Here is a 21,552-nt window from a genome sequence, read left to right as displayed (position 1 = left end):
ATCGCACCTTGAGATCTTCCGTATTTATTACCATGTTAACCAAATAAACAATAGCTCGGTGTTCATTATGTTTAATTCTCTCACATCATTATTTAAACAACTCATTGATGGCTCTGATTTAAGCCAAACCAACACACTTTCCCCTAACATGGCTATCGCGTGTTTGCTTTGTGAAGTTTCTGGCGCAGACCATAGTGTCGATGATAGAGAACAAGAAACAAAGCGCTCTTTATTGATGAAACTGCTTTCGTTAAATGAAGAGGAATCAAATACTTTGTTAGAGCAAGCGCAACAGAAAATTAAAGATTCCGCTTCGCTGTACGACTTTACCTCTCAACTAAGAGAACTGACTCAAGAAACTCGTTACAACTTAATCAAAAGCATGTGGGAAGTCGCTTACGCAGACGGCGAAATTGACCCGCTAGAAGACGCGGTGATCCGTAAAACAGCAGAGCTACTCTATGTTGATCACAGCGAGTTCATTCGAGCGAAGTTACAGTCTCAGTAAAGTGACGAGATGAGTATATAAGTCGCTGGCTAACTCTAAGCTACCCCTAGAATGACAACAGATATCGCTTCTGTAGCCATAAAAAAACGCGCACTCTGCGCGTTTTTCAATAAGCCAACGACATTGTTATTAAAATACTGGTCAAGGTATGTGTTTAGCTCTTTCCACACTAAACAGACTGCATGACAAAACAACAATGGTTGGATGATTATTTAATTACAAGCTAGCTAGGTTCGAATAACTAAAACATGGTCAAAGCAAGCTTAGCTAAGTTATATGCATCTACATAGCCAGAGTGTTGACGCCCTTCCCAGTCTATTCCTTTTGCTTCTTGAGCGGCTCGATGGCCTATACGTTTATCTTTAAGACGATTTTGAATACGGTAGAGTGTCGCTAAGTTGATGAACTCTGTGAACGGTGCTTCAATACCTTTTTGCTTACACTCTTCTAGAAGAATGAGGTCATCTCGCCCCCAAGATGCAAAGATTTTGTTGCGACCACCGAAGTTCTTAACCATGGATTTAAGCACTTCTTCTAGTGGGCGTCCTTGTTTTTCAATCTTACGTGGTGTGATGCCCGTTAACTCAGCGCAGAACAGAGACACTTCATCTTGTTCTGGTTTCACGTAGTATTGAGCACGCTTGACTATCTCACCTTTAGACAAATCTATTTCAGCTAACCCCACTTCGATAATTTCACCCGTGCTGCCGACGCCATTTTCGTTCCAGCAACACATTTCTAAATCGAAGCATACAATACGGTTATGGTTCATAGTTTGCCTTGGTTCCTAACATAAAAATTTAAAGCGTGCGATTCTATCGTAACACGGCGTAAAACTCGAATTTGTGCGCCCATTTAATCGCCGATCGACACATTATTACGGCCGTTTTTTTTACTCAAATAGAGTTGACTATCCATTTTGTGATACAAGCTCTCAGGATCTTCTTCTTTATGGATAACCGCACCGATACTCAACGTACAGATGATTGACGCATCACCATAATCAAAAGCCGTACTTGCCACAACACTCCGTAATTTTTCTAGGTAAGCTTCTAGCACTGCTCTATCAATGACTTTAGAAATAATACAAAACTCGTCACCACCAGCTCGGTAAAACTTATCTCCCGGTTTTAAATTAGCACTGACCAGCTTAGTAACATGTTGTAACGCTTCATCTCCACCTAAATGGCCGTGTTTGTCATTAATCACTTTGAAGTGGTCGATATCAAAACCAACCAAGGCGAAGTTAACACCTTTGTTTATCTGATTAAGCAAATGATCGTTGAATGCCCGGCGATTCAGTAGTTGAGTTAGAGGGTCTCGCTCTGCCATTCTTTTTAATTCAACGGTTTTGAGCTCCAACATGACCGCTAAGCGCTCTTTTTCTCGAGACTGTAAATTCACAATCCAACTGATCAAAAAGGCGATTACCAATCCGGCTAGCGTCGTGCCCGCTAAAATAGAACGCTCCCAAGCTGAGACTGCGTCAGAAAGCTTAAAGTCAATACGCCATTCACGGTTAGGCAGTTGAATGGTTCGGCTTATAACGGTTCCTCGAATGTTATCCCAGCTAGCACTTTGAAAGAGAACAGGGTCATCTGCTGCGTCGAATCCCAAATCTTCTACGCGCACCGACATATCGAGCTCCGTCGCGGTTTTCGTAATCAAATCCTCAAAGTAAACCGTACTTCGGATAACGCCGGTCACTACTCCTAATAAATATTTGTTCTCGAAGTCGAACACTGGATGGAACACCAGCAACCCAGTCTTAGGTATGGACTTGTCATAACCATCTTGCAGTAAGCGAACTTTATCCGAGACATTCGCTCGCCCATTTTCGGAAATATCATCCAAGATTAAATCGAAGCGTTTGCGCGAAAAATAGAAACCCAATAGAGAAAGGTTTTCCGGTGTTCTTGGGTAGATATCCGACGCGATAAAAATTGGCTCATTGTGTTCAAAAATGTACCCGTAGGTTTTGGGACCATCTTTAGGAACGGTAAACGGTTGGAAGTTTGGAAATTTTTGACGGGTCTTTAAAATATGTTCATCAAGATCTTCGAATTCGACCTTTTGCATCCATTGAAGTCCAATGAGACTTCGCGAGCTATTAATCACTTGTTCCGCATACATAGGAAACGATGGCCAATAGCTTCGCTCAATCGAATGGAAAAAGTTTGCGCCCGCACCAATGAACTTTAGATCATTCTCGACGTTTGCTTTAAGTGATTCTGCTTGTCGGTCGGCTAAAGTATCAAACGTCGTCTGTGTATACCGTTGCTGCATTGTATAAGCAGCACCTACTACACCAGCAGTGACACATAAAGTCGCCAAAAAAGCTAAAATAGAGTCTGAATGTCGTTTTATAAAGCTCTTATGAGCGGTGCTTTGTGTCATATCGTAATTTTTGATACTTCCGTAAGTTAAACTTCGGGATCTATTGAAATACTGCGTTAGCAACGCACAAACATCAAGCAACAACCTATATTGGGGAGTCTGATCGTCGATTTTTCACGCTGTTCGTACGGTATAGTCACGAATTATTACAGCCTTAAGCCTTGAATATGCTACCATCCGTCATCATTTTAATGTCTAAACTTGGTGCAAGATCGCAAAGACGATCGTTTTAGTGAACAAATATGAGCCAATACTGAGCACCAATAAATCAATAGAAAGAGAAAAAACGTCATGAACATTGATTTGAACCTAATTCCTCAAACGTTCGATATGCTTCACGCTGGCCTAACCGCATCGAGCGTTTTGCTTCTTCTAGTTGCAGTGTCGCGCAAATCAAAAGTGGTCGAGAAAGTGGTAGAAAAACCAGTCGAGAAAATCGTCGAGGTTGAGAAACCAGTTGAGAAGATCGTTGAAGTAGAAAAAGTAGTAGAAGTAGAGAAAGTCGTAGAGCGTGTTGTAGAAGTTGAATCAAAACTTGCAACCGCATCAACAGACTCTGCAATGCAGCTGCTTTCTATCATGCAACAAGAAGCTCGTCTGATTGACTTCTTAAAAGAAGACCTAACGTCATTCTCTGATGAAGAAGTAGGCGCAGCCGCTCGCGTAATCCACACTGGTGGTCAGAAAGTACTGAACGACTACGTGACGCTAGCGCACGTTCGTAACGAAGACGAAGAAACTCGCATTACGGTTGAAGAAGGCTTCAACCCACAAGAAATCCGCCTAACTGGCAACGTAACAGGCAGCGCGCCATTTAACGGCACGCTAGTTCACAAAGGTTGGAAGGCAACATCAATGACGTTGCCTAAACTGGCTGAGAACTACGACGCATCTGTGATCGCTCCAGCTGAGGTTGAGCTGTAATGGAACACATGAACCAAGAAAACCATTCTCAAGAAGCGTCTGTTGAAACTCAACAGACGCCTAAATTCAGTGTTGGTATCGACTTAGGTACAACACACTGTGTGATGTCTTTTGTTGATACTCACGACGAAGACGCTCGCGTTGAAGTGATGCCTATCCCGCAGTTGACTGCGCCGGGTACGGTAGAGACTCGCAGCCAATTAGGCTCTTTCCTTTACCAACCACACGAACACGAAATGAACCCGCAATCACGCGTTCTTCCGTGGTCGAGCGAGCCAAAAGCTCTAGTTGGTGCAATTGCACGTAACCTAGGTTCAAAAACACCAATTCGTCTTGTTGCAAGTGCGAAATCTTGGCTTTGCCACGCAGGTGTGAACCGTCGTGATGCTTTCCTGCCAGCAGGTAGCCCAGAAGAAGTGGAAAAAGTATCCCCTCTTCGTGCGACAGAGCTTTACCTAGAGCACCTAAAAGACGCTTGGAATCACGCGAACCCAAATCACAACCTTGCCGATCAAGACGTAACCATTACGGTTCCTGCTTCTTTTGATCCTGCTGCTCGCGATCTAACTGCAGAAGCAGCACGCAACGTTGGTTTTGTGCACCTAACACTTCTAGAAGAGCCACAAGCTGCACTTTACAACTGGATCGATAACAGCAACGACAAATGGCGCGACGAAGTTGAAGTTGGCGACATCGTGCTTGTGGTCGATATCGGTGGTGGTACAACCGACCTTTCTTTGGTTGAAGTAACTGAAGACGACGGCAACCTAACTCTGAACCGTATCGCGGTAGGCGAACACATCCTACTTGGCGGTGACAACATGGATCTTGCACTTGCGTACCGCTTGAAGATGAAGCTAGCGCAAGAAGGCAAAGAGCTACAACCATGGCAGGTTCAGGCAATGACACACGCATGTCGTGACGCGAAAGAAGCGCTATTGAACGACAGCGAACTTCAGTCAGTGCCAATCGTAGTACCAAGCCGTGGTTCTAAACTGCTTGGCGCAACACTGAAAACAGAACTGACTCAAGAAGAAGTACAACAAACACTGGTTGACGGCTTCTTCCCTCAAGTTGCGATTACGGACCACCCTGTTCAACGTAACCGTGGTGCACTAACGCAAATGGGTCTGCCTTACGCACAAGATGCAGGCATTACTCGTCACATTGCTGCGTTCTTGTCTAAACAAGCCAATGCTCTTTCTACTTCAGGAAATGGCGCAGAAGCAGCAGCTCAAGATTTCAACCCATTCGCGAACATGCCTGGTATGCCAGGTGCGGATGTAGCGCAATCAGCTGACTTCATCAAGCCAACCGCAATCCTATTCAACGGTGGAGTTCTGAAATCGAAACTTCTAGCAACTCGTCTAGAAGACACGATCAACGAATGGCTAATTGAAGCAGATGCAGAAATGGCAAAACGCCTAACCGGTGTGGATCTAGACCTTGCGGTTGCTAGCGGTGCGGCTTACTACGGCTCTGTACGTCGTGGTCAAGGCGTTCGTATCCGTGGTGGTATTGCTTCGGCGTACTACGTGGGTATCGAAAGTGCAATGCCAGCGATTCCGGGCATGGCGCCTCCAATGGAAGCACTTTGTGTTGCACCATTTGGTATGGAAGAAGGCTCAAGCGTTGACGTACCAAGCCAAGAGTTTGGTTTGATCATCGGTCAGCCTGTTAACTTCCAATTCTTCGGCTCAACGGTTCGTCGTGATGACCTAGCAGGTACTCACCTAGACTACTGGGCTCCAGAAGAGCTTGAAGAGCTTCCAGAAATCCAAGTAACGCTGCCTGTATCTGAAGGTCGTCGTGAAGGTGAAGTGGTTCCGGTAACCCTAGCCTCTCGCGTCACAGAGCTTGGTACGCTTTACTTAGAAGCCATTGCCGCTGATAACGGTCAAAAATGGCATGTTGAGTTCGATGTGCGCGAAGACGCGAAAAGCAACTCAAACGAAGAAGAATAAATAGAAATCAAACGGCATCCAATCGGGTGCCGTTTTTAAATACACGAAGGTTTGTATGGCATCTCCTCGTTTTCTTGTTGGTATTGACCTTGGCACCACAAACACTGTGGTGGCGTACTGTGAAATCACCGACAACCTTGAACAATCCGAAGTATCCCTATTCGACATCGACCAATTGATTGGTCCGGGTGAAGTGGTTCGTAAACCATTGCTGCCCTCTTTCCGCTATCACCCTGCAGTTGGTCAAATCTCCCCTTCTGACCTAACACTTCCTTGGGAAAACGAACCTGTCTCTGGCGACATTAGCAATGTGATCGTGGGTGAATGGGCTCGTGAATTAGGCGCTAAGGTGGAAGGACGTCAGGTATCCAGTGCTAAAAGCTGGCTATCGCACCAAGCAGTGGATCGTAGCTCAGACATTCTTCCTTGGGCTGGCGCGCAAGACGTAGATAAAGTCTCACCCGTTATTGCCAGCGCAAGCTACCTCAACCACATTCGCCAAGCATGGAACTACCGTCATCCTAGCAATAAGCTAGAAGACCAAGATGTGGTTGTGACCGTTCCAGCGTCGTTCGATGAAACCGCTCGTAAACTCACGCTTGAAGCTGCACAGCTGGCTGGTTTAAAGAAAATCGTCCTGCTCGAAGAGCCACAAGCCGTATGTTACGACTGGTACGCACGCCACCAGCAAACCGCAGCTGATGAACTCAAAGAGTTGCCGCTGATTCTGGTGTGTGATGTGGGCGGTGGTACTACCGACTTAAGCTTGATTGAAGCAAGTTTCTCTTCTCAAGATGAACTAGCCCTTGATCGTATTGGTGTTGGCGAACACTTGATGCTGGGCGGTGATAACCTCGACTTAGCATTAGCGCACCTTGCGGAAAGCCGCTTCAACCAAAGTAAGAAGCTCACTGCTGCAAGCCTGACTAAGCTGATTCAGCAAACTCGTAAGGCGAAAGAAAACCTGCTTTCAGCAAGTGCACCTGAAGAAGTAAAAATCACCATGCTAGGCAGCGGCTCGAAACTTCTTGGCGGAACAAAGAGTATTGGGCTGAGCAAACAAGAAGTGCACCAAATCGCTTTGGATGGCTTCTTCCCGCTTTCTGATTTCAGTGAAGTACCAGACAAACGCCGCAGCGCCGTTGTCGAGTTTGGTCTTCCATACGTTGCTGACCCAGCAGTGAGCAAACACGTAGCCGAGTTCTTAACTCAGCACCAACAAGTTGCTCGTGCCGCTCTTGGCATTGAAGACGACAAACAAAATGCAATTCCGGTAGGTTTGCTACTTAACGGTGGTGTGTTCAATAGTGAACTTGTGACTGAGCGAGTCACTACCCTACTGTCCGATTGGCGCGGCGCTCCGGTTACGGTATTAGATAACCCACATCCAGATTGGTCTGTTGCACTAGGTGCTGTTGCGTTTGGTAAAGCACGTCGTGGTGCACAGCTAAAAATTGGTGGTGGTGCAGCGCGTTCTTACTTCTTACATCTTCAAGAAAAGAACAAGATGGGCAAAGCACTTTGTTTACTTGCAAAAGGTACAGAAGAAGGACACGAGATCCGCTTAAGTGGTCGTCGTTTCTCGCTTACCCTAGGTGAACCTGTTCGCTTTAACCTGCTGACTTCTACCCACGACACCTTAACCAATAACACCGCCATTCAAAACGGTGTGATGGTGGACGTCGATCCTGACTTGTTTGCTCCTCTGCCACCTTATATCACCACTCTTGAAGGTGAAGGCGCCGAACTGCAAGCCAACCAAAAAGAGCGCGTAGAAGTACAATTGGCGTGTCAGTTGACTGAAGTCGGCACGCTTAAGATGGAATGTGTCAGCGCAGAAGACGATAACAAACGTTGGGAGCTGGAGTTCGAAGTTCGTAACAAGCAAACCGACGACAGCGAGCAAGTTAAGCTTCACCCTAAACTGAACGAATGTAAGGAGCTGATCGCTCGTCTTTACAGCGGTAACAAGAAAAGCGCAGAAAGCAAAGAGATCAAAACCTTAGCCAAAGATCTTGAGAAGAAACTTGGCAAACGTGACGAATGGGATTTCACTACCCTACGTCAACTGTTTGATACCTTTGCACAAGGTCGTAAGCGTCGCCGTCGTTCTGAACAGCACGAGAAAAACTGGCTTCGTTTGGCAGGTTTTGCACTGCGTCCTGGCTTTGGCGATCCAACCGACTCATGGCGCATTGAGCAAGTTTGGGGTCTCTACCAGCAAAACATTCAGTTTAAGAACCATCAAGGTTGGACCGACTGGTGGGTGTTCTGGCGTCGTATCGCAGGTGGCTTGAGCCAAGAGCAACAAGAGACCATCTTGGCGGACATCGCGAAATACCTACATCCTGGTGCGATGAAAAACCCACAATCCGCCAAAGCGGCACAAGATATGGGTTACGAGTCGATGGTACGTTTGTCAGCCTCTCTGGAGCATCTAGAAGTCGAAGACAAAGTTCTATTGGCAACGTGGTTCTTGAGCAAAGCCATCAACCATAACCAGTTTGAACAAGCACACTGGTGGGCAATGGGGCGCTTGGCATCACGTACGCCTTTGTATGGCAGTCAGCATAACGTCGTTCCTCGTGAACAAGCGGAACAGTGGTTGCCTAAGCTGTTAGAGCAGAACTGGCAGAAAGAGCCAATGATCGCGTTTGCAGCTGTAATGATTTGTCGTAAGACGGGTGACCGCCTATTCGATATCTCAGACGACTACCGTGAACAGGTACTGTCTAAGTTGAAGCAAAGCAAGGTACCTGAATCTTGGGTATCATTGGTTGAAGAAGTCAAAGAGCTATCTGAGAGCGAATCGAAGCGTATCTTCGGTGATGCACTGCCAAGCGGTCTGACGCTGGTAAATAACTAGGCTCTCACGCTTATAAACGCAACAAAGCCCTTCTCGTGAAGGGCTTTGTTTTATCTGATTCTAATAGCTGACGAAAGACGACTCGTTAGTTCATTTCCGTATTGATCACCACATCACGCGTTTCATTATCCATATCACTGATGCCAACAACTGAGATTTCACGGTCAGATAAATTCTCAATCATGCTGTCTTCTAACCCACCGTCCGTCATCCACGCATAGAATTTTTCCGCAATACGATCCGAACCTTCTCCGACAAACGTTAATGTGACCTTCTTCATTTGTGACACTCCATCAATTTACGATTCAGCCACTTAAGCGTAGTATGTTTCGCAAATATCGACATAAACTAGGACTAACTTCTTTTATGAGTATCGAAAAATTTGACTCGATTTACCAGCGCGCTGCCGAGCGTAAAGGTGGTGAAGATCAACTTGAAGCGCTTTTGTCTCATCCACTAAGCAAAGAAGAGCTGGCAGCGATTCCCGACGACCGTTGGCTGGCCGCTTTTTCAATGAAGGTATTCCAAAGTGGGATTTCGTGGAGCGTGGTTCGCAACAAATGGCCGAACTTCGAAGAAGTGTTCTTCGGATTTAAGATTGAGCCGCTGTTGATGCTGTCAGACGAGCAATGGGAAACCAAAGCAACCGACAAACGCATCATTCGCCACCTCACTAAAGTCATGTCGATTCCTGCCAACGCGCGTATGATCCACGAAGCAAAAATCGAATACGGCTCGTTTGGCAAAATGGTTGCCGATTGGCCGCAAGAGAAAATCACCGACCTATGGGCGTATTTGAAGAAACGCGGCAATCGCCTCGGTGGCAATACCGGTCCTTACACACTGCGTCAAATGGGCGTTGATACCTTCATCTTGTCTAGCGACGTTGAAGCTTACCTGCGTAATTGCAAGATCATTGAAGGTGGCAAAGATACGAAAAAATCGCTCGATGCAACCAACAAAGCGTTTGTTCAATGGCAGCAAGAAAGTGGCAGAAGCCTGTCTGAGATCAGCCAAATCATTGCGTTCAGTACCGGCGATAATCGCATTTAATCCAGATTGAACACAAAATAGAAACGGCGCACTGATCATTAGATTTAGTACGCCGTTTTTATGTTCATCAGTTCAAGTACAGACTTACTTTGAAGCCAGTGATTCCCACTCAGTCAGTAGCTGCATAATACGGTGAGAGTCTTCCCATGCTGCACAAGGGTTTTCTAACGAGGTACGCCCAGCTTCAACCGCTTGGCGGATATTGCGCACTTGATAGAAGAAAGCGTCCCCAGCTGCCGGAACAAACACTTCCCGCTTCGACGTCTCGTAAATTTCCACACTAAACTGGTTTTCTTGCGTTGGTAGCCATGGGTTTGAATCTAACGTAATACAGCCTTTGCTACCCAGAATGGTGAATTGGTGTTTCAATCCGTGATCTTCGGCAGTGTGTACGCTCGCCGTTTGTTGCTCACCGAATTGCATCATCAAACTCGATTCACAGATATTCCCATCGTTACCTCGTCGACCGATCGCCGTCATTGAACGGTTCTCAAAGGTTTGTTCACCCAACATGGTTTTCACCACCAAATGCACCAATGACATTGGGTAACAACCTAAATTATACAAAGCACCTTTACTGTCTGGATTAACAAACTGCGCAATCGATGCAATGTAAGAAGTATGCATCGAGCGAAGTTCACCAATCTCTCCCGATTTAAGCACCGAAACCAACTCGCTGATCAACGGGTGATGCAAGTACATCAAACCTTCAGCAAAGAATACCTTGTGCGTTTCGACTGCTTTTAGTGCCAACTCGGTTTTTTCCATATCTACCGAGAGTGACTTTTCACACAGAATCGCTTTGCCCTGCTCAGCCGCTTTAACGATAAAGTCATGATGAAGGTGATTTGGCAATGCGATGTAAATAATGTCGACTTGCTCATCGGCAATCAACGCATCGTAATCGGTGAACGTATTCTCGATGCCATATTGCTCAGCAAATGCCTTTAAGTTTTGTTTCGAACGCCCAGCAACCGCGTACAGTTCACTCTTGTCATCGCCTTGGATTGCCTCAGCCATGACTCCTGAGATAAAGCTTGTGCCTAAAATGCCCCATTTCATGTTCACGTCTCCTATTGAGCTTGGGTTTCGAATGCTTGAACTAACTCTGCCATTTCAGCCGCAATAAACGCTTGTGTATGCGGCATAGCAAAATGCGCTTCAATCGCGGCGCGGTTTTCATATCGCTCCCAAAGAATCACACGTTGTGGATCTGTAGAATCGTAGGTCGCATTCGCTTGCAAGCACCCCGCTTCGCTTTGCATATCAAGGCAAAATAGTTCAATGGCTTCAACCACTTGTTGTCTTGGCTTATCGGCATTCATTTTCAGTTCGGCGGTAACAAAAATCGTCTCGCTCATGATGGCTCTCTTTCTCCATTCTTAATCATACGCCCACTGTAATTAACCTCATTTGATTGATAAACTCTGCTTTAGTTATTTCTTTATCAACTATGGGTGTGCAATGGATAAATTAACAAGCATGAAAGTTTTCGCTTACGTGGTCGAACACGGTAGCTTTCGTAATGCAGCACACCACTTTGATATTTCACCGACCATGGTTGGCAAACACGTGAGCTTTCTTGAGCAAAGCTTAGGTACACAGCTGATTCATCGCACCACGCGTAAACAGTCCTTAACCGAAGCTGGCAGACTCTACTATCAAGAATGCCACCGCATTATTGAAGACATCACCAACGCAGAGAACCTGATCCAGACGCTGATCAACCGTCCAACCGGAACAGTAAAAGTTAACTGCCCTGTCACGTATGGCAAAAAGGTCATTGCTCCTATCGTGGCTGACTTCTTAGCTGAATTTCCCGATTTGAACGTTGAGCTGATGTTGGATAACAATTTGATTGACCCATATCGAAGCGAAGCTGACGTGATTATTCGAATCGGTGAATTGGTCGATTCGTCGTTAGTCGCGAGAAAATTGGGTGAATACCACATGACTTACTGCGCCTCACCCTCTTACCTTGAGCAACATGCCCCTATCCAATCGCTTGATGACCTTGAACACCATCATTGTTTGGGGTTTCAGTATCACCAAGGAGAAAGCCAACAAGTGGTGAACATGCCATCTAATACCTTTGGAAACAGCAACACCCGATTAACGTCTAATAATGGCGATGTACTTAAGTTTGCCGCGTTAAAAGGCTCTGGTGTTCTTCTGCAACCAAAGATCTTAGTTGAACAGGAAATCCAATCTGGTGCCTTGGTAGAAATTCTCCAGCAACATGCTCCCAAGCCAAAACCGATCCACCTGCTTTACCGTTCAAAACAGCTTTCCCTTAAAAACCGCACCTTGGTTGATTTTGTTCTTTCGCATGTGAATCCGTAACGCCACCTCATAAAGCGGCGATAATTTAGCCATTCAATCAACTTTTATTGTCGATATGACAAATATTATTTCTCGTTAATTGTCTTTATTTTTCATGCCGTTAGTAAAGAACGCTCATTTAGTGAACATCATTTATTGATTACCATCAATTGCATTGCTCTGACAAAGTAACTAGGATTGCCGCCTTTCCTGAGTGAACTATCAAAATAACATCGAGAAATTTAATCTAATTTCTCTTCAATTTCGTGCGCAATCACGACATTTGCACTCATTTCAAACTGCATAAGCACATTCCTTTGCTTATGAAAACGACATTGATTTCTCAACACTTTTGGTCACGTATGTGACTTTTTTCGTTGGGAGTGATTTTTCAATCAAGGTTGGTCACAAGGACGCTACCCCTTGACTGCATTTACTGGAGGATAAAATGCCTAAAGGTCTAATGCTGACTGACTTAGCCATTGCTGGCTTACTATTGATTTTGGCAAAAGTCATTCGCGTTCACATGCCATTACTGCAACGTATGTACATTCCATCGGCGGTTCTAGCGGGATTATTCGGTCTAATTTTTGGACCAGCCCTGCTAAACGTACTGCCTTGGACCGATACCTTTACCGCTAACGCAAGCCTGTTAACTGCTGCACTTTTTTCTGCGTTAGGTCTGGCAACGGATGTTCCATCACCTAAAACCGTCGCACAGCGCGCTGGCTCATTGTGGGCATTCAACCAAATCGCTTCTGTTTCTCAGTGGTTATTTGCAGCAATGTTTGGTCTTGCGATCACTACCTTCTTCTGGCCAGAGATTAATCCCGGCTTTGGTGTAACAATGTCTGCAGGCTTTATGGGCGGTCACGGCTCTGCCTCTGTGGTTGGTGAAATCTTCACGGGACTCGGCTGGGAAGATGGCTTCACACTAGGCTTAACCTTCGCAACCGTGGGTATCTTCATCTCGATTTCTGTCGGCATGCTCATGTTGCAATTCGCATTGAAGATGGGTTGGATTCGTAGCTTTACGACATTCGATAGCATGGATGAACATGAGCGCAAAGGCCTTGTTAAGCCTGATGATCAAGAACCGGTAATGAAAGACACCATGTCTTCCCTATCGGTTGATTCTTTCGCGATTCACGCTGCGCTAGTGGTTGTCGTAACCGCTTTCTCTTATGTCGCTGCCAACTATTTGTCTTCTTTCCACGATAAGGTGCAGATCCCGACGTTTGTAACTGGCTTCCTTGGTGGCATGCTTGTGCGAATCATCGCGAAACAAACCAAAGCTTCACGCTATCTTTGTGACGGTGCATTCAAACACGCTGCGGGCATCAGTACCGATTATTTGATTATCTTTGGTATCTCAGCCATCAAGATTACCGTCTTAGCCCAGTACTTAATGCCTATGGTAGTACTAGCAATTGGCGGTGTAAGTTTCACACTTTGGTTAATCTTTTGGGTAGCGCCGCGAATCATGGGTGAAGATTGGTTTGAGAAAGGCATCTTCTCTTGGGGTTGGTTGACCGGTACGGTAGCTATGGGTATTGCTCTACTTCGTATCGTTGATCCAAGGATGCGTAGCAAGGTACTTGATGATTACGCCATCGCTTATGTCCCAGGCTCAATCACTGACATCTTCATCATCTCTTTGATGCCAATCGCGATGTATAACGGCATGCACTGGCAAGCGCTTGGCGTTGGTCTAGCTTACATAGCCGTGGTTCTTTTCATTTGGCGTTTTGTTTTCAAACAAGGCTCACACGCAGTCACAAGCACCTCATAAAGCGATGATTTAAAGCCCCATATCTTCAAAGGATTGGGGCTTTTTCTTATTGATATTACACTTACTTTTTGTGTGAAATTGAATAAATTCCGAATGCAATTTTAAGCAACTTGTTTTATATATTAGAACCGAATCATTCATCGCATAACTTCATTCTTTTTCAATACCTTTCCAGCCATAATTTTGCTCCAGAATAGCAGACTATAAAAATACATATTCGGAGGTTGGCTGTGCGTAATACCAAAGGTTTTACACTGATAGAATTGGTGGTTTGTATCGTCATTCTTGGGGTGGTAAGTGTCGTTGCGCTCCCAAAATTTCTTGGTATCCAGAAGGATGCCCGCATTGCTGTCTTGTATGGTGCCCGTGAGGCGCTGATGACAGCCAACAATCAAGTCTACGCAAAAGCCGTGCTCCAATCGCAAGAGAACGTCGACGCTGGTGAACTGATGAACATTGATTTGAATAACGATGGCGTCAACGATCTGATTGGCTACTACGGATATATCAAGAATGTGATTCCAGCAAAAGAGCTCGCCGGTTTTGACCCAAAACTGACTATCAATCGTTGGTACGGAGTGGACGATGAAGATGAACCCTATTTCTTAATTGGCTTTGCTAATAAGCCTGTCGACATCTTCAACCTTTGCTACGTAGAAGTCTATTATCCCAAAACTGCGGGTGGTCAAATAAAGTACGGAATTCAAACCAGAGACTGCTAAAACCGGTAAAAACAAGCTTCAAGAGTGATACTTTTGAAGCTTTCCTTTCTGTTTGAGACGGAACCCCTCAAAACTGTAATTAACATTAATTTCACAATATCTTGTTACATCCTCCCCTTTCAGCAATACATAAGGCGGCGATTCATCGAGCCTCTATAAAATCGACACATTGTGTTGTTTTTCATTTCGCTCAAAAATTATGCTTGTAAACTCATCAATTCGCTCAATAATGGTTCCATAACAAATTCAATAATTTAAGCAGGAGGCGAAATGAGAATATTCTGGCAGCTGCGTTGGTATTTCCAACTTAAATGGAAACAATATGTGGGGTCCATCCTGCTATTTGCCGTCATTTCCGCCCTTCAGCTTGTTCCTCCCAAAGCGGTCGGTATTATTGTCGATGGTGTGGTCGATAATACCCTCGAAACCAGTACCTTAGTGATGTGGTTATTGGGCCTTATTGTGCTGTTTTTTGCGATATATGGCTGTCGAATACTGTGGCGGATCTGGTTATTTGGCGCGAGTTGGGAACTAGGCACCATTTTGCGTAATCGCCTTTATCGTCATGTCTCTACTCAGCCCCCTCGATTCTTTGAACGCTACAAAACTGGCGACCTGATGGCGCGTGGTACGAACGATGTTCGCAACATTGTTATGACCGCAGGTGAAGGCGTGTTAACTGCGGCCGATTCTCTGATCACTGGCATCGCGGTACTGATCATCATGGTGACGCAAATCAGTTGGAAGCTGACAGTAATGGCATTATTGCCGATGCCGTTTCTTGCCATCATCATCTTCTTCATCGTTCGTATTCTGCATAAACGATTCAAAATCGCACAAGAAGCCTTCTCTACTATGTCAGACATGACTCAAGAGTCACTAAATGGCGTACGTATGCTGCGTGCTTTCGGGTTAGAAAACCAAGAGCAGCAACGTTTTGAAGAGGTTGTGGATGATACAGGCGAGAAGAACATTGCCGTTGCCCGTGTCGATGCGCGCTTTGATCCAGCCATTCAGCTGACTATTGGTATGTCTTTCTTTTTGAGCGTGGCGTCTGGTGCCTACTTAGTTGACCAAGGTGATATCACACTTGGGGATTTGACCGCATTTACTATGTATTTGGGTCTTATGATCTGGCCTATGCTGGCATTCGCGTTCCTATTTAACATCTTGGAAAGAGGCTCTGCCGCGTGGAACCGTCTGCAAGAAATCTTCGATGAAAAGCCTGAGATCGTCAGTGGTGAAACGTCATTGGGCACTCAACCTTTGCCTTTGCAGATCAAAATTGACGAGTTCCATTGGTCTAAAGATCTGCCACCAGCACTAACTGATGTTCACATCACCCTTGAGCCAGGAAAAATGCTGGGAATTGCAGGCCCAGTTGGCAGTGGTAAATCAACCTTACTCACCTTACTACTTCGTCAACATGACATGGATAACGGTACGATTCAGTTTGGTGATATCAAAATCAAGGACGCAGTCCTGCCAGAGTGGCGAGACCGTTTTGCGGTTGTTAACCAAAGCCCGTTTTTGTTCTCTAAATCTATCTTCGACAATATCGCTCTGGGCAACCCAAACGCCTCAAAAGAAGACGTTTATCGAGCGGCGAAACTGGCTTGTATCCACGACGATATTGAGAAGTTTCCTGAAGGCTACCAAACAGAAGTGGGCGAAAAAGGCATTACCCTCTCTGGAGGTCAGAAACAACGTATCGCCATTGCACGCGCTATGCTGCTTAATGCCCAAGTGTTGGTATTGGACGATGCCCTATCCGCTGTTGATGGACGTACCGAGCACCAGATTCTGAAGAACTTAGAGACTTACTATCGAGAGCAATCATTGATTGTTATTGCCCACCGCCTCACTGCTCTAGAAGCGGCAGAAGAGATTGTGGTATTGAATCACGGGCACATAGCAGAGCGTGGCCAGCATGGGGCACTTCTGGAACGTCAGGGTTGGTATGCGGAAATGTACGAGTACCAGAAACTAGAACAGGCAATGGAGGACTAATCATGAAGCAATCGACAACGTTTAAACGGTTAATGTCTTACCCATTGTCACAGCCAAAGCCGATGCTAAAAGGCTTGGCGCTACTGTTTATCGCGGCGTTAGCCAGTGCTGGCGGACCTTGGCTGATTCAATATTTTATTGATGAACACATCGCGAAAGGTGATTACTCGCGTGACATATTGATCTCACTTGCCGCAGGTTACATTGCATTGCAGCTTATCTCAGCGGTGTTTCAATACTTCCAATCATTGCAATTTAGTATTGTGGCAACCAACACGATCAAAACGATTCGTAAACAGGTTTTCTCTGGCGTGATCAAGCAGCCTTTATCGGCATTTGATTACACTCCTGCGGGTAAGTTAGTTTCTCGTATCACCAACGATACGGAATCGCTGCAACAGTTTTATGAGTTACTGATCGCCACAATGGTGAAAAACGCAGTGATGATCTTGGTGATGTTGGGCGTTATGTTTTACATGAGCTGGAAGCTGACCATCGTCGTGCTGGTGCTTCTGCCAATCGTGATCGGCTTTATGTACTTGTTCAAAAAGCTCAGTACAGAAAGCTATCGAAACATGCGTGACCTACTGACCGACATTAACGCCAATTTAAGTGAATCCATTCAAGGTATGAGTGTGGTGCAGTTAATGCTGCAAGAAGAGCGCTTCAACAAACAGTTTAACGGCCTTACTGACGACCATCTGGTTGCCTCGAAGAAAGTGATTCGCTTGAATGGCTACCTATTGCGCCCTCTGATGGATTTGCTCGCAGGCCTTGCCCTACTCTCTCTTGTCGCTATCTTTGGCTTCAATGGTGTCGAGCTGATTGGCGTGGGTGTTCTGTACGCTTTCATCAGTTACCTAGCGCGCGTGACCGAGCCTTTGATTGAGATGACACAGCAGTTGGCATTGCTTCAACAAGCATTGGTATCGAGTGAGCGTGTATTCGAGTTGATTGATGCGCAAGAGCAAACATACGGCGATGACCATAAGCCACTGCAAACAGGTGCGATTGAGCTTAGTAACCTGACTTTCAGCTATGATGGCAAACAAGACGTATTGAAAGACATTTCGCTGAAAGCGTCGCATCAAGACTTTATTGCGCTTGTTGGCCACACCGGTAGCGGCAAAAGTACACTTGCCTCTTTGCTCATGGGGTTCTATCCAACCGAAATCGGTGAACTGCGGATTGACGGGCGTCCATTAAAATCATTGGGCAAAGACGTGCTGCGTAAAGACGTTGCGATGGTACAGCAAGACCCACATATTCTCCCTGCTTCAGTCAGAGAAAACATCTCTCTCAGTCGGGCGGTTGATGACAATCAAATATGGGATGCGTTAGACAAGGTAGGTTTGGCAGAACAAATTCATCGTTACCCTAACGGGCTAGACACGCAGTTAGGTCAAGGCGAAACTAATTTATCTGCGGGTCAGAAACAGCTTTTGGCGTTAGCACGTGTGCTTGTGGTAAAACCTAAGATATTGATATTAGATGAAGCAACCGCAAATATTGACTCAGGAACAGAGGCTTTAATCCAAAAGAGCTTGGCGGTACTCAGACAAGACATGACGCTCGTTGTTATTGCTCATCGGCTTTCAACTATCCTAGATGCAGACCAAATCATTGTTCTTCATCATGGGGAGTTAGTTGAGAAAGGCACACACAAAGCACTCTTAACGCAAAATGGTCGTTATGCTCAAATGTATCAGTTACAGCAAGCAAACCGACATCTACAACAGATTGAAGAAGACACCAAGCAACTCGAAGAAGCGGTGTGATTTTATGCCCGTGCCTTCTTTTTATTTAGTTGGTATGGGCATAATTGGTGTAACTTCAAAATTTAGCCTTGTTAGCTTCCAATTTCTTCATAATGTGAACTAATTTTCTATTTCTTACCTATTATTGACATAACCCCTCGCTATATCACGCAAGGTCGTTGTAAAATCGTACGGTACTCAAGTCTACTGCCTGTGGCATTGGGCTGAATTCCGCTTTCTAATTATGCACATTAATCTCATGACACAAGTCCATGGACAAAGATAAGTTTACTAACATCTATCGCTTGCCTGGTTCGATTCAAATTCGTATCGGTAAATGGCAAAAGACGTTCCGCGGCACCTCTGATTTAGTTTTACATCAGGCGCTAATGGAGCGTAATAAGCAATTTAAGAAGCCAGACTTTTTACCTAAAGGCTGGTGTGTCACTCCTATTGATGAAAACGACATTACCATTACGCATCACGGTAAATATATCCAAACCGTTATGCGCACAATGCTGGACAGAAAGGTCTCATACAAGCGACTGTTCCTATCTCGGATGAGTCTCGAAGATGGTGAAAAAGTGCTCCACAATTACAAGCTGGAGTGGGTAAGAAAACATAACCAGATCGCCAAAAAGTACAATCAAATTAAAAAGAAACAATATATGAACTTTGCAAGAGAAGAAGAGGAAACCCTCTACCCTTCGATTCCAAAGGGTGAGTTTGACAAAACATTATGGAACAAACTTGTCGTATCATCGTTTGGCCCGCAGAAAAAGTACAAAAACCCGCACTTTGTCCGTAAAGCCGATTTCTAAATAAACACCCCTAAAGTGAGGGGTGTTTATTTATACGTTAACTCACCAGTCGTAAGTTAAACTTGCAATAACATTTTGTCGGTCGCCATACCAACAAAAGCCATCACATGTCGCTATGTACTTTTTATCCGCGATGTTTTTAGCTGCGACTTGTAGCTTGTAATCGCCGATTCGATAACTGACCGTCGCATCCATTAAGAAATAACTTGGTACTTTTAGTCTCTCTTCATTGTCTCCGTATGACTCACCTGTATAGCGCGCGCCTAAGCCAACAGCAAAGCCATCAAGAGGTCCATCAAAGAAACGATAATGTGCCCAAGCTGATGATACGGTATTCGCCACTTGGGAAGGTGTTTTGCCAACCCATGCCTTATTGATGTCTTCTTTTATCTCTGCATCAACGTACGCAATGTTCCCGATCAATGTTAAGGATGGTGTCACATTAGCTACAGCTTCAAACTCAACGCCGTTATTTTCTATTTTTCCTATTTGCGTTAATTCACTCAAGTAGATACGAGCCAAGTTTTCTTTTGTTGCCCGATACGTTGCAATATTGAAATAGCCATCAAATGAATCCGGTTGGTATTTCATACCGATTTCAAATTGATCACCGCTTTCAGGCTTCGCTGGCTTACCATTGCTGTCTTCTTGAATAATTGGATCAAAGTACTGAGAGTAACTAAAGTATGGCGTGAAGCCAGAATCAGAAATATAAGCCGTTCCCACGCTAAACGTCCACTCTCCATTATCGACTTTCGTGCGAGCACCCGTGGTAACATTATGTACTTCATTACTTGTATCGTCGTAACGTGCGCCCAATAACATCGCCCATTTATCGTTGATCAGCATATGATCTTGAAAGTAGACGCCGAGCTGCTGATTATCGATTTTCGTTCTTTGCTTATCGGTTTCGCTCAATGGTTGTAGCGTATTCGGATCGAGTAACATTATGTTATCCGAATAAGTAGGATTAAATACATTAAACCTAGGATCGGGCAAAGCTCCCATTGGTGTGTTTAATAATGCATTACCATTAGCAACGATAGGGTCATTGGCAAAATCTTTACCATCGATACTGATCATTTGAAAATCTATGCCCAACATCAAGTTATGCTCAACACTTCCCCAATTTACTTGGTGCATCAAACGATTATCGATATTAAAAGCATCAGATGAGCCATCTTCTGTTGAAGCACCCCGAAGTATGGTTTTGCGTTCATTTGATGGGTCCAAAGCCGGCCCCAACGCAGGCACGTCAGCCGAGTAAACGTACGAATACATTTGTCTTAGCTTAACATCCATTTCGCTGTAACGAGCTGCTTGAACAAATGAAGTGGTATCATTAAATGCATGAGAAAACTCATAGCCTAAAGACACCTGCTCACGCTCAAACGTCTCCCAGTTAGGATTGCCTATCGCTAAACTATCACTGATCTTTCCATTTTTGTTTGGCGTTAACGTTCCTTCAACTGGCAAAAATTGCAGATAAGGATCTGAGTCGTCTTTTTGATAGCTCGTTAGAAAGGTAATTTCAGACGTCTCATTAAATTTGTACGTCATCGATGGAGAGAGAAGAATGCGCTCTGCTTCTACCCCACTAATTCTCGTCCCATTTTTTCTCGCTAACCCTTGAAAGCGGAAAGCTAGCTGCTCACTCACCTCAGAGTTTACGTCAAGAGAAAGTTGTTTACGGTCTTCAGAACCGTACTCCAAAGATACAAGTCCTGACCCCCCATCAAATTGAGGTCGCTTACTGACAACATTGATAACCCCACCTGGAGGGTTTTGCCCATAAAGAACAGACGCTGCACCACGTAAAACTTCAACCCTCTCTAACGCAAACGGATCTATTTGCCAACTATAGAAGCCAGAAGAATATAAACGGGTACCATCTTGATACAACCCGCTGTTCGCCTGTTTAAAACCACGAATAATAAACCAATCTTGCTTGTTATCTTCGCCAAAATAGTTAGTTTGAATGCTTGGTGTGTACTGTAGCGCGTCAGAAATGCTAATAGAGGCACGATCATCCATTTGCTCTCGCGTAACAACAGACACCGCTCTTGGAGTCTCATTGATGGCAATATCAGTTTTCGTCGCTGCCCGACTCTTCGCTCCAAGATAACTAAAATCAGGACCAACTGCACTGTCTTGCTGCTGTCCAATCACAACTATATTTTCATCTTCCTGAGCCAAGACATTTGGCGTTGATAAAGCTAATACAACCGCCATCGACGTTGGTGTCAGCATAAACTGCCGAGTCATATTCTTCTCCTTTTTGTCGGCAGCCAAACCAACCCTTCATGACTTCAGCGACCGCTGAAAGAAAAGCGAGTTACGGCATCGCCAGTTGTTTCCGTAAAAGACAAACCAGAGGTTTTGCATAAAGCACTCGCATAGGTTACGAATGCCACTA

Annotated in this window: 17 protein-coding genes; 11 read left to right on the top strand and 6 right to left on the bottom strand. The window is 45.1% G+C overall.

The window, feature by feature from the left end:
• The first annotated feature begins 67 nt into the window (after positions 1 to 67).
• Complete coding sequence (locus H9L11_RS14270; RefSeq protein WP_017820644.1) at positions 68 to 508, top strand: TerB family tellurite resistance protein; 441 nt, start codon at positions 68 to 70, stop codon at positions 506 to 508.
• A gap of 241 nt (positions 509 to 749) precedes the next feature.
• Here H9L11_RS14270 and H9L11_RS14265 read toward each other — a convergent pair whose 3' ends face one another.
• Together H9L11_RS14265 and H9L11_RS14260 are read right to left on the bottom strand one after the other, a co-directional pair.
• Complete coding sequence (locus tag H9L11_RS14265) at positions 750 to 1,280, bottom strand: 3'-5' exonuclease (protein WP_042522915.1); 531 nt, start codon at positions 1,278 to 1,280, stop codon at positions 750 to 752.
• 83 nt (positions 1,281 to 1,363) lie between these two features.
• Positions 1,364 to 2,905, bottom strand: coding sequence for a sensor domain-containing diguanylate cyclase (locus H9L11_RS14260; RefSeq protein WP_005377686.1), 1,542 nt, complete (start codon positions 2,903 to 2,905; stop codon positions 1,364 to 1,366).
• A 291-nt stretch (positions 2,906 to 3,196) separates the two neighbouring features.
• On the opposite strand from H9L11_RS14260, the gene H9L11_RS14255 reads away from it, so the two are divergent.
• The 3 genes from H9L11_RS14255 to H9L11_RS14245 are packed head-to-tail and all read left to right on the top strand — an operon-like array spanning position 3,197 to position 8,659.
• The gene (locus H9L11_RS14255; RefSeq protein ID WP_017634945.1) at positions 3,197 to 3,829 is read left to right on the top strand and encodes a DUF2760 domain-containing protein; all 633 of its coding nucleotides are present in this window, start codon (positions 3,197 to 3,199) and stop codon (positions 3,827 to 3,829) included.
• Positions 3,829 to 5,793, top strand: coding sequence for an Hsp70 family protein (locus H9L11_RS14250; RefSeq protein ID WP_205390862.1), 1,965 nt, complete (start codon positions 3,829 to 3,831; stop codon positions 5,791 to 5,793). Before H9L11_RS14255 ends, H9L11_RS14250 begins: the two co-directional genes overlap by 1 nt.
• Positions 5,794 to 5,848: 55 nt before the next feature.
• On the top strand, positions 5,849 to 8,659 hold the full coding sequence (locus H9L11_RS14245) for an Hsp70 family protein (RefSeq protein WP_205390861.1): 2,811 nt from the start codon (positions 5,849 to 5,851) through the stop codon (positions 8,657 to 8,659).
• 85 nt (positions 8,660 to 8,744) lie between these two features.
• On the opposite strand, the gene H9L11_RS14240 is transcribed toward H9L11_RS14245, so the two are convergent.
• Entirely contained in the window at positions 8,745 to 8,939 is a 195-nt protein-coding gene (locus H9L11_RS14240; protein ID WP_005377692.1) for a hypothetical protein, read from the bottom strand.
• A gap of 86 nt (positions 8,940 to 9,025) precedes the next feature.
• Between H9L11_RS14240 and H9L11_RS14235 the strand changes: the two genes are divergently transcribed.
• Complete coding sequence (locus H9L11_RS14235) at positions 9,026 to 9,712, top strand: DNA-3-methyladenine glycosylase I (RefSeq protein WP_205390860.1); 687 nt, start codon at positions 9,026 to 9,028, stop codon at positions 9,710 to 9,712.
• An 84-nt stretch (positions 9,713 to 9,796) separates the two neighbouring features.
• Here H9L11_RS14235 and H9L11_RS14230 read toward each other — a convergent pair whose 3' ends face one another.
• Both H9L11_RS14230 and H9L11_RS14225 read right to left on the bottom strand, forming a co-directional pair.
• Entirely contained in the window at positions 9,797 to 10,774 is a 978-nt protein-coding gene (locus H9L11_RS14230; RefSeq protein WP_205390859.1) for a Gfo/Idh/MocA family oxidoreductase, read from the bottom strand.
• A gap of 11 nt (positions 10,775 to 10,785) precedes the next feature.
• Positions 10,786 to 11,073 carry an antibiotic biosynthesis monooxygenase gene (locus tag H9L11_RS14225; protein WP_205390858.1) on the bottom strand — a complete coding sequence of 96 codons (288 nt, stop codon included), beginning with the start codon at positions 11,071 to 11,073 and terminating at the stop codon, positions 10,786 to 10,788.
• Positions 11,074 to 11,176: 103 nt separating this feature from the next.
• Here H9L11_RS14225 and H9L11_RS14220 point away from each other — a divergent pair, with 103 nt between their 5' ends.
• From H9L11_RS14220 to H9L11_RS14195, 6 genes are all read left to right on the top strand, one after another.
• Positions 11,177 to 12,055, top strand: coding sequence for a LysR family transcriptional regulator (locus H9L11_RS14220; protein WP_005389067.1), 879 nt, complete (start codon positions 11,177 to 11,179; stop codon positions 12,053 to 12,055).
• Positions 12,056 to 12,482: 427 nt separating this feature from the next.
• Positions 12,483 to 13,826 (top strand): sodium/glutamate symporter, encoded by a 1,344-nt coding sequence (locus H9L11_RS14215; RefSeq protein WP_205390857.1) that lies wholly within the window; start codon positions 12,483 to 12,485, stop codon positions 13,824 to 13,826.
• 230 nt (positions 13,827 to 14,056) lie between these two features.
• The gene (locus H9L11_RS14210; protein ID WP_009704256.1) at positions 14,057 to 14,548 is read left to right on the top strand and encodes a type II secretion system protein; all 492 of its coding nucleotides are present in this window, start codon (positions 14,057 to 14,059) and stop codon (positions 14,546 to 14,548) included.
• A gap of 270 nt (positions 14,549 to 14,818) precedes the next feature.
• Entirely contained in the window at positions 14,819 to 16,558 is a 1,740-nt protein-coding gene (locus H9L11_RS14205) for an ABC transporter transmembrane domain-containing protein (RefSeq protein ID WP_205390856.1), read from the top strand.
• A 2-nt stretch (positions 16,559 to 16,560) separates the two neighbouring features.
• Entirely contained in the window at positions 16,561 to 18,336 is a 1,776-nt protein-coding gene (locus H9L11_RS14200) for an ABC transporter transmembrane domain-containing protein (RefSeq protein WP_205390855.1), read from the top strand.
• A gap of 251 nt (positions 18,337 to 18,587) precedes the next feature.
• Positions 18,588 to 19,136: a hypothetical protein gene (locus H9L11_RS14195; protein ID WP_005377712.1), complete on the top strand. Its 549-nt coding sequence runs from the start codon at positions 18,588 to 18,590 to the stop codon at positions 19,134 to 19,136.
• Positions 19,137 to 19,178: 42 nt separating this feature from the next.
• Here H9L11_RS14195 and H9L11_RS14190 read toward each other — a convergent pair whose 3' ends face one another.
• Positions 19,179 to 21,401, bottom strand: a complete 2,223-nt coding sequence (locus tag H9L11_RS14190; protein ID WP_205390854.1) for a TonB-dependent siderophore receptor — start codon at positions 21,399 to 21,401, stop codon at positions 19,179 to 19,181.
• Positions 21,402 to 21,552: the final 151 nt, after the last annotated feature.

Origin of the sequence: Vibrio sp. sp1 (assembly GCF_016920955.1) — a bacterium.
In the GTDB taxonomy this organism is placed as follows: Bacteria; Pseudomonadota; Gammaproteobacteria; order Enterobacterales; family Vibrionaceae; genus Vibrio; species Vibrio alginolyticus.
This window is presented reverse-complemented; position numbering and strand designations above follow the sequence as displayed.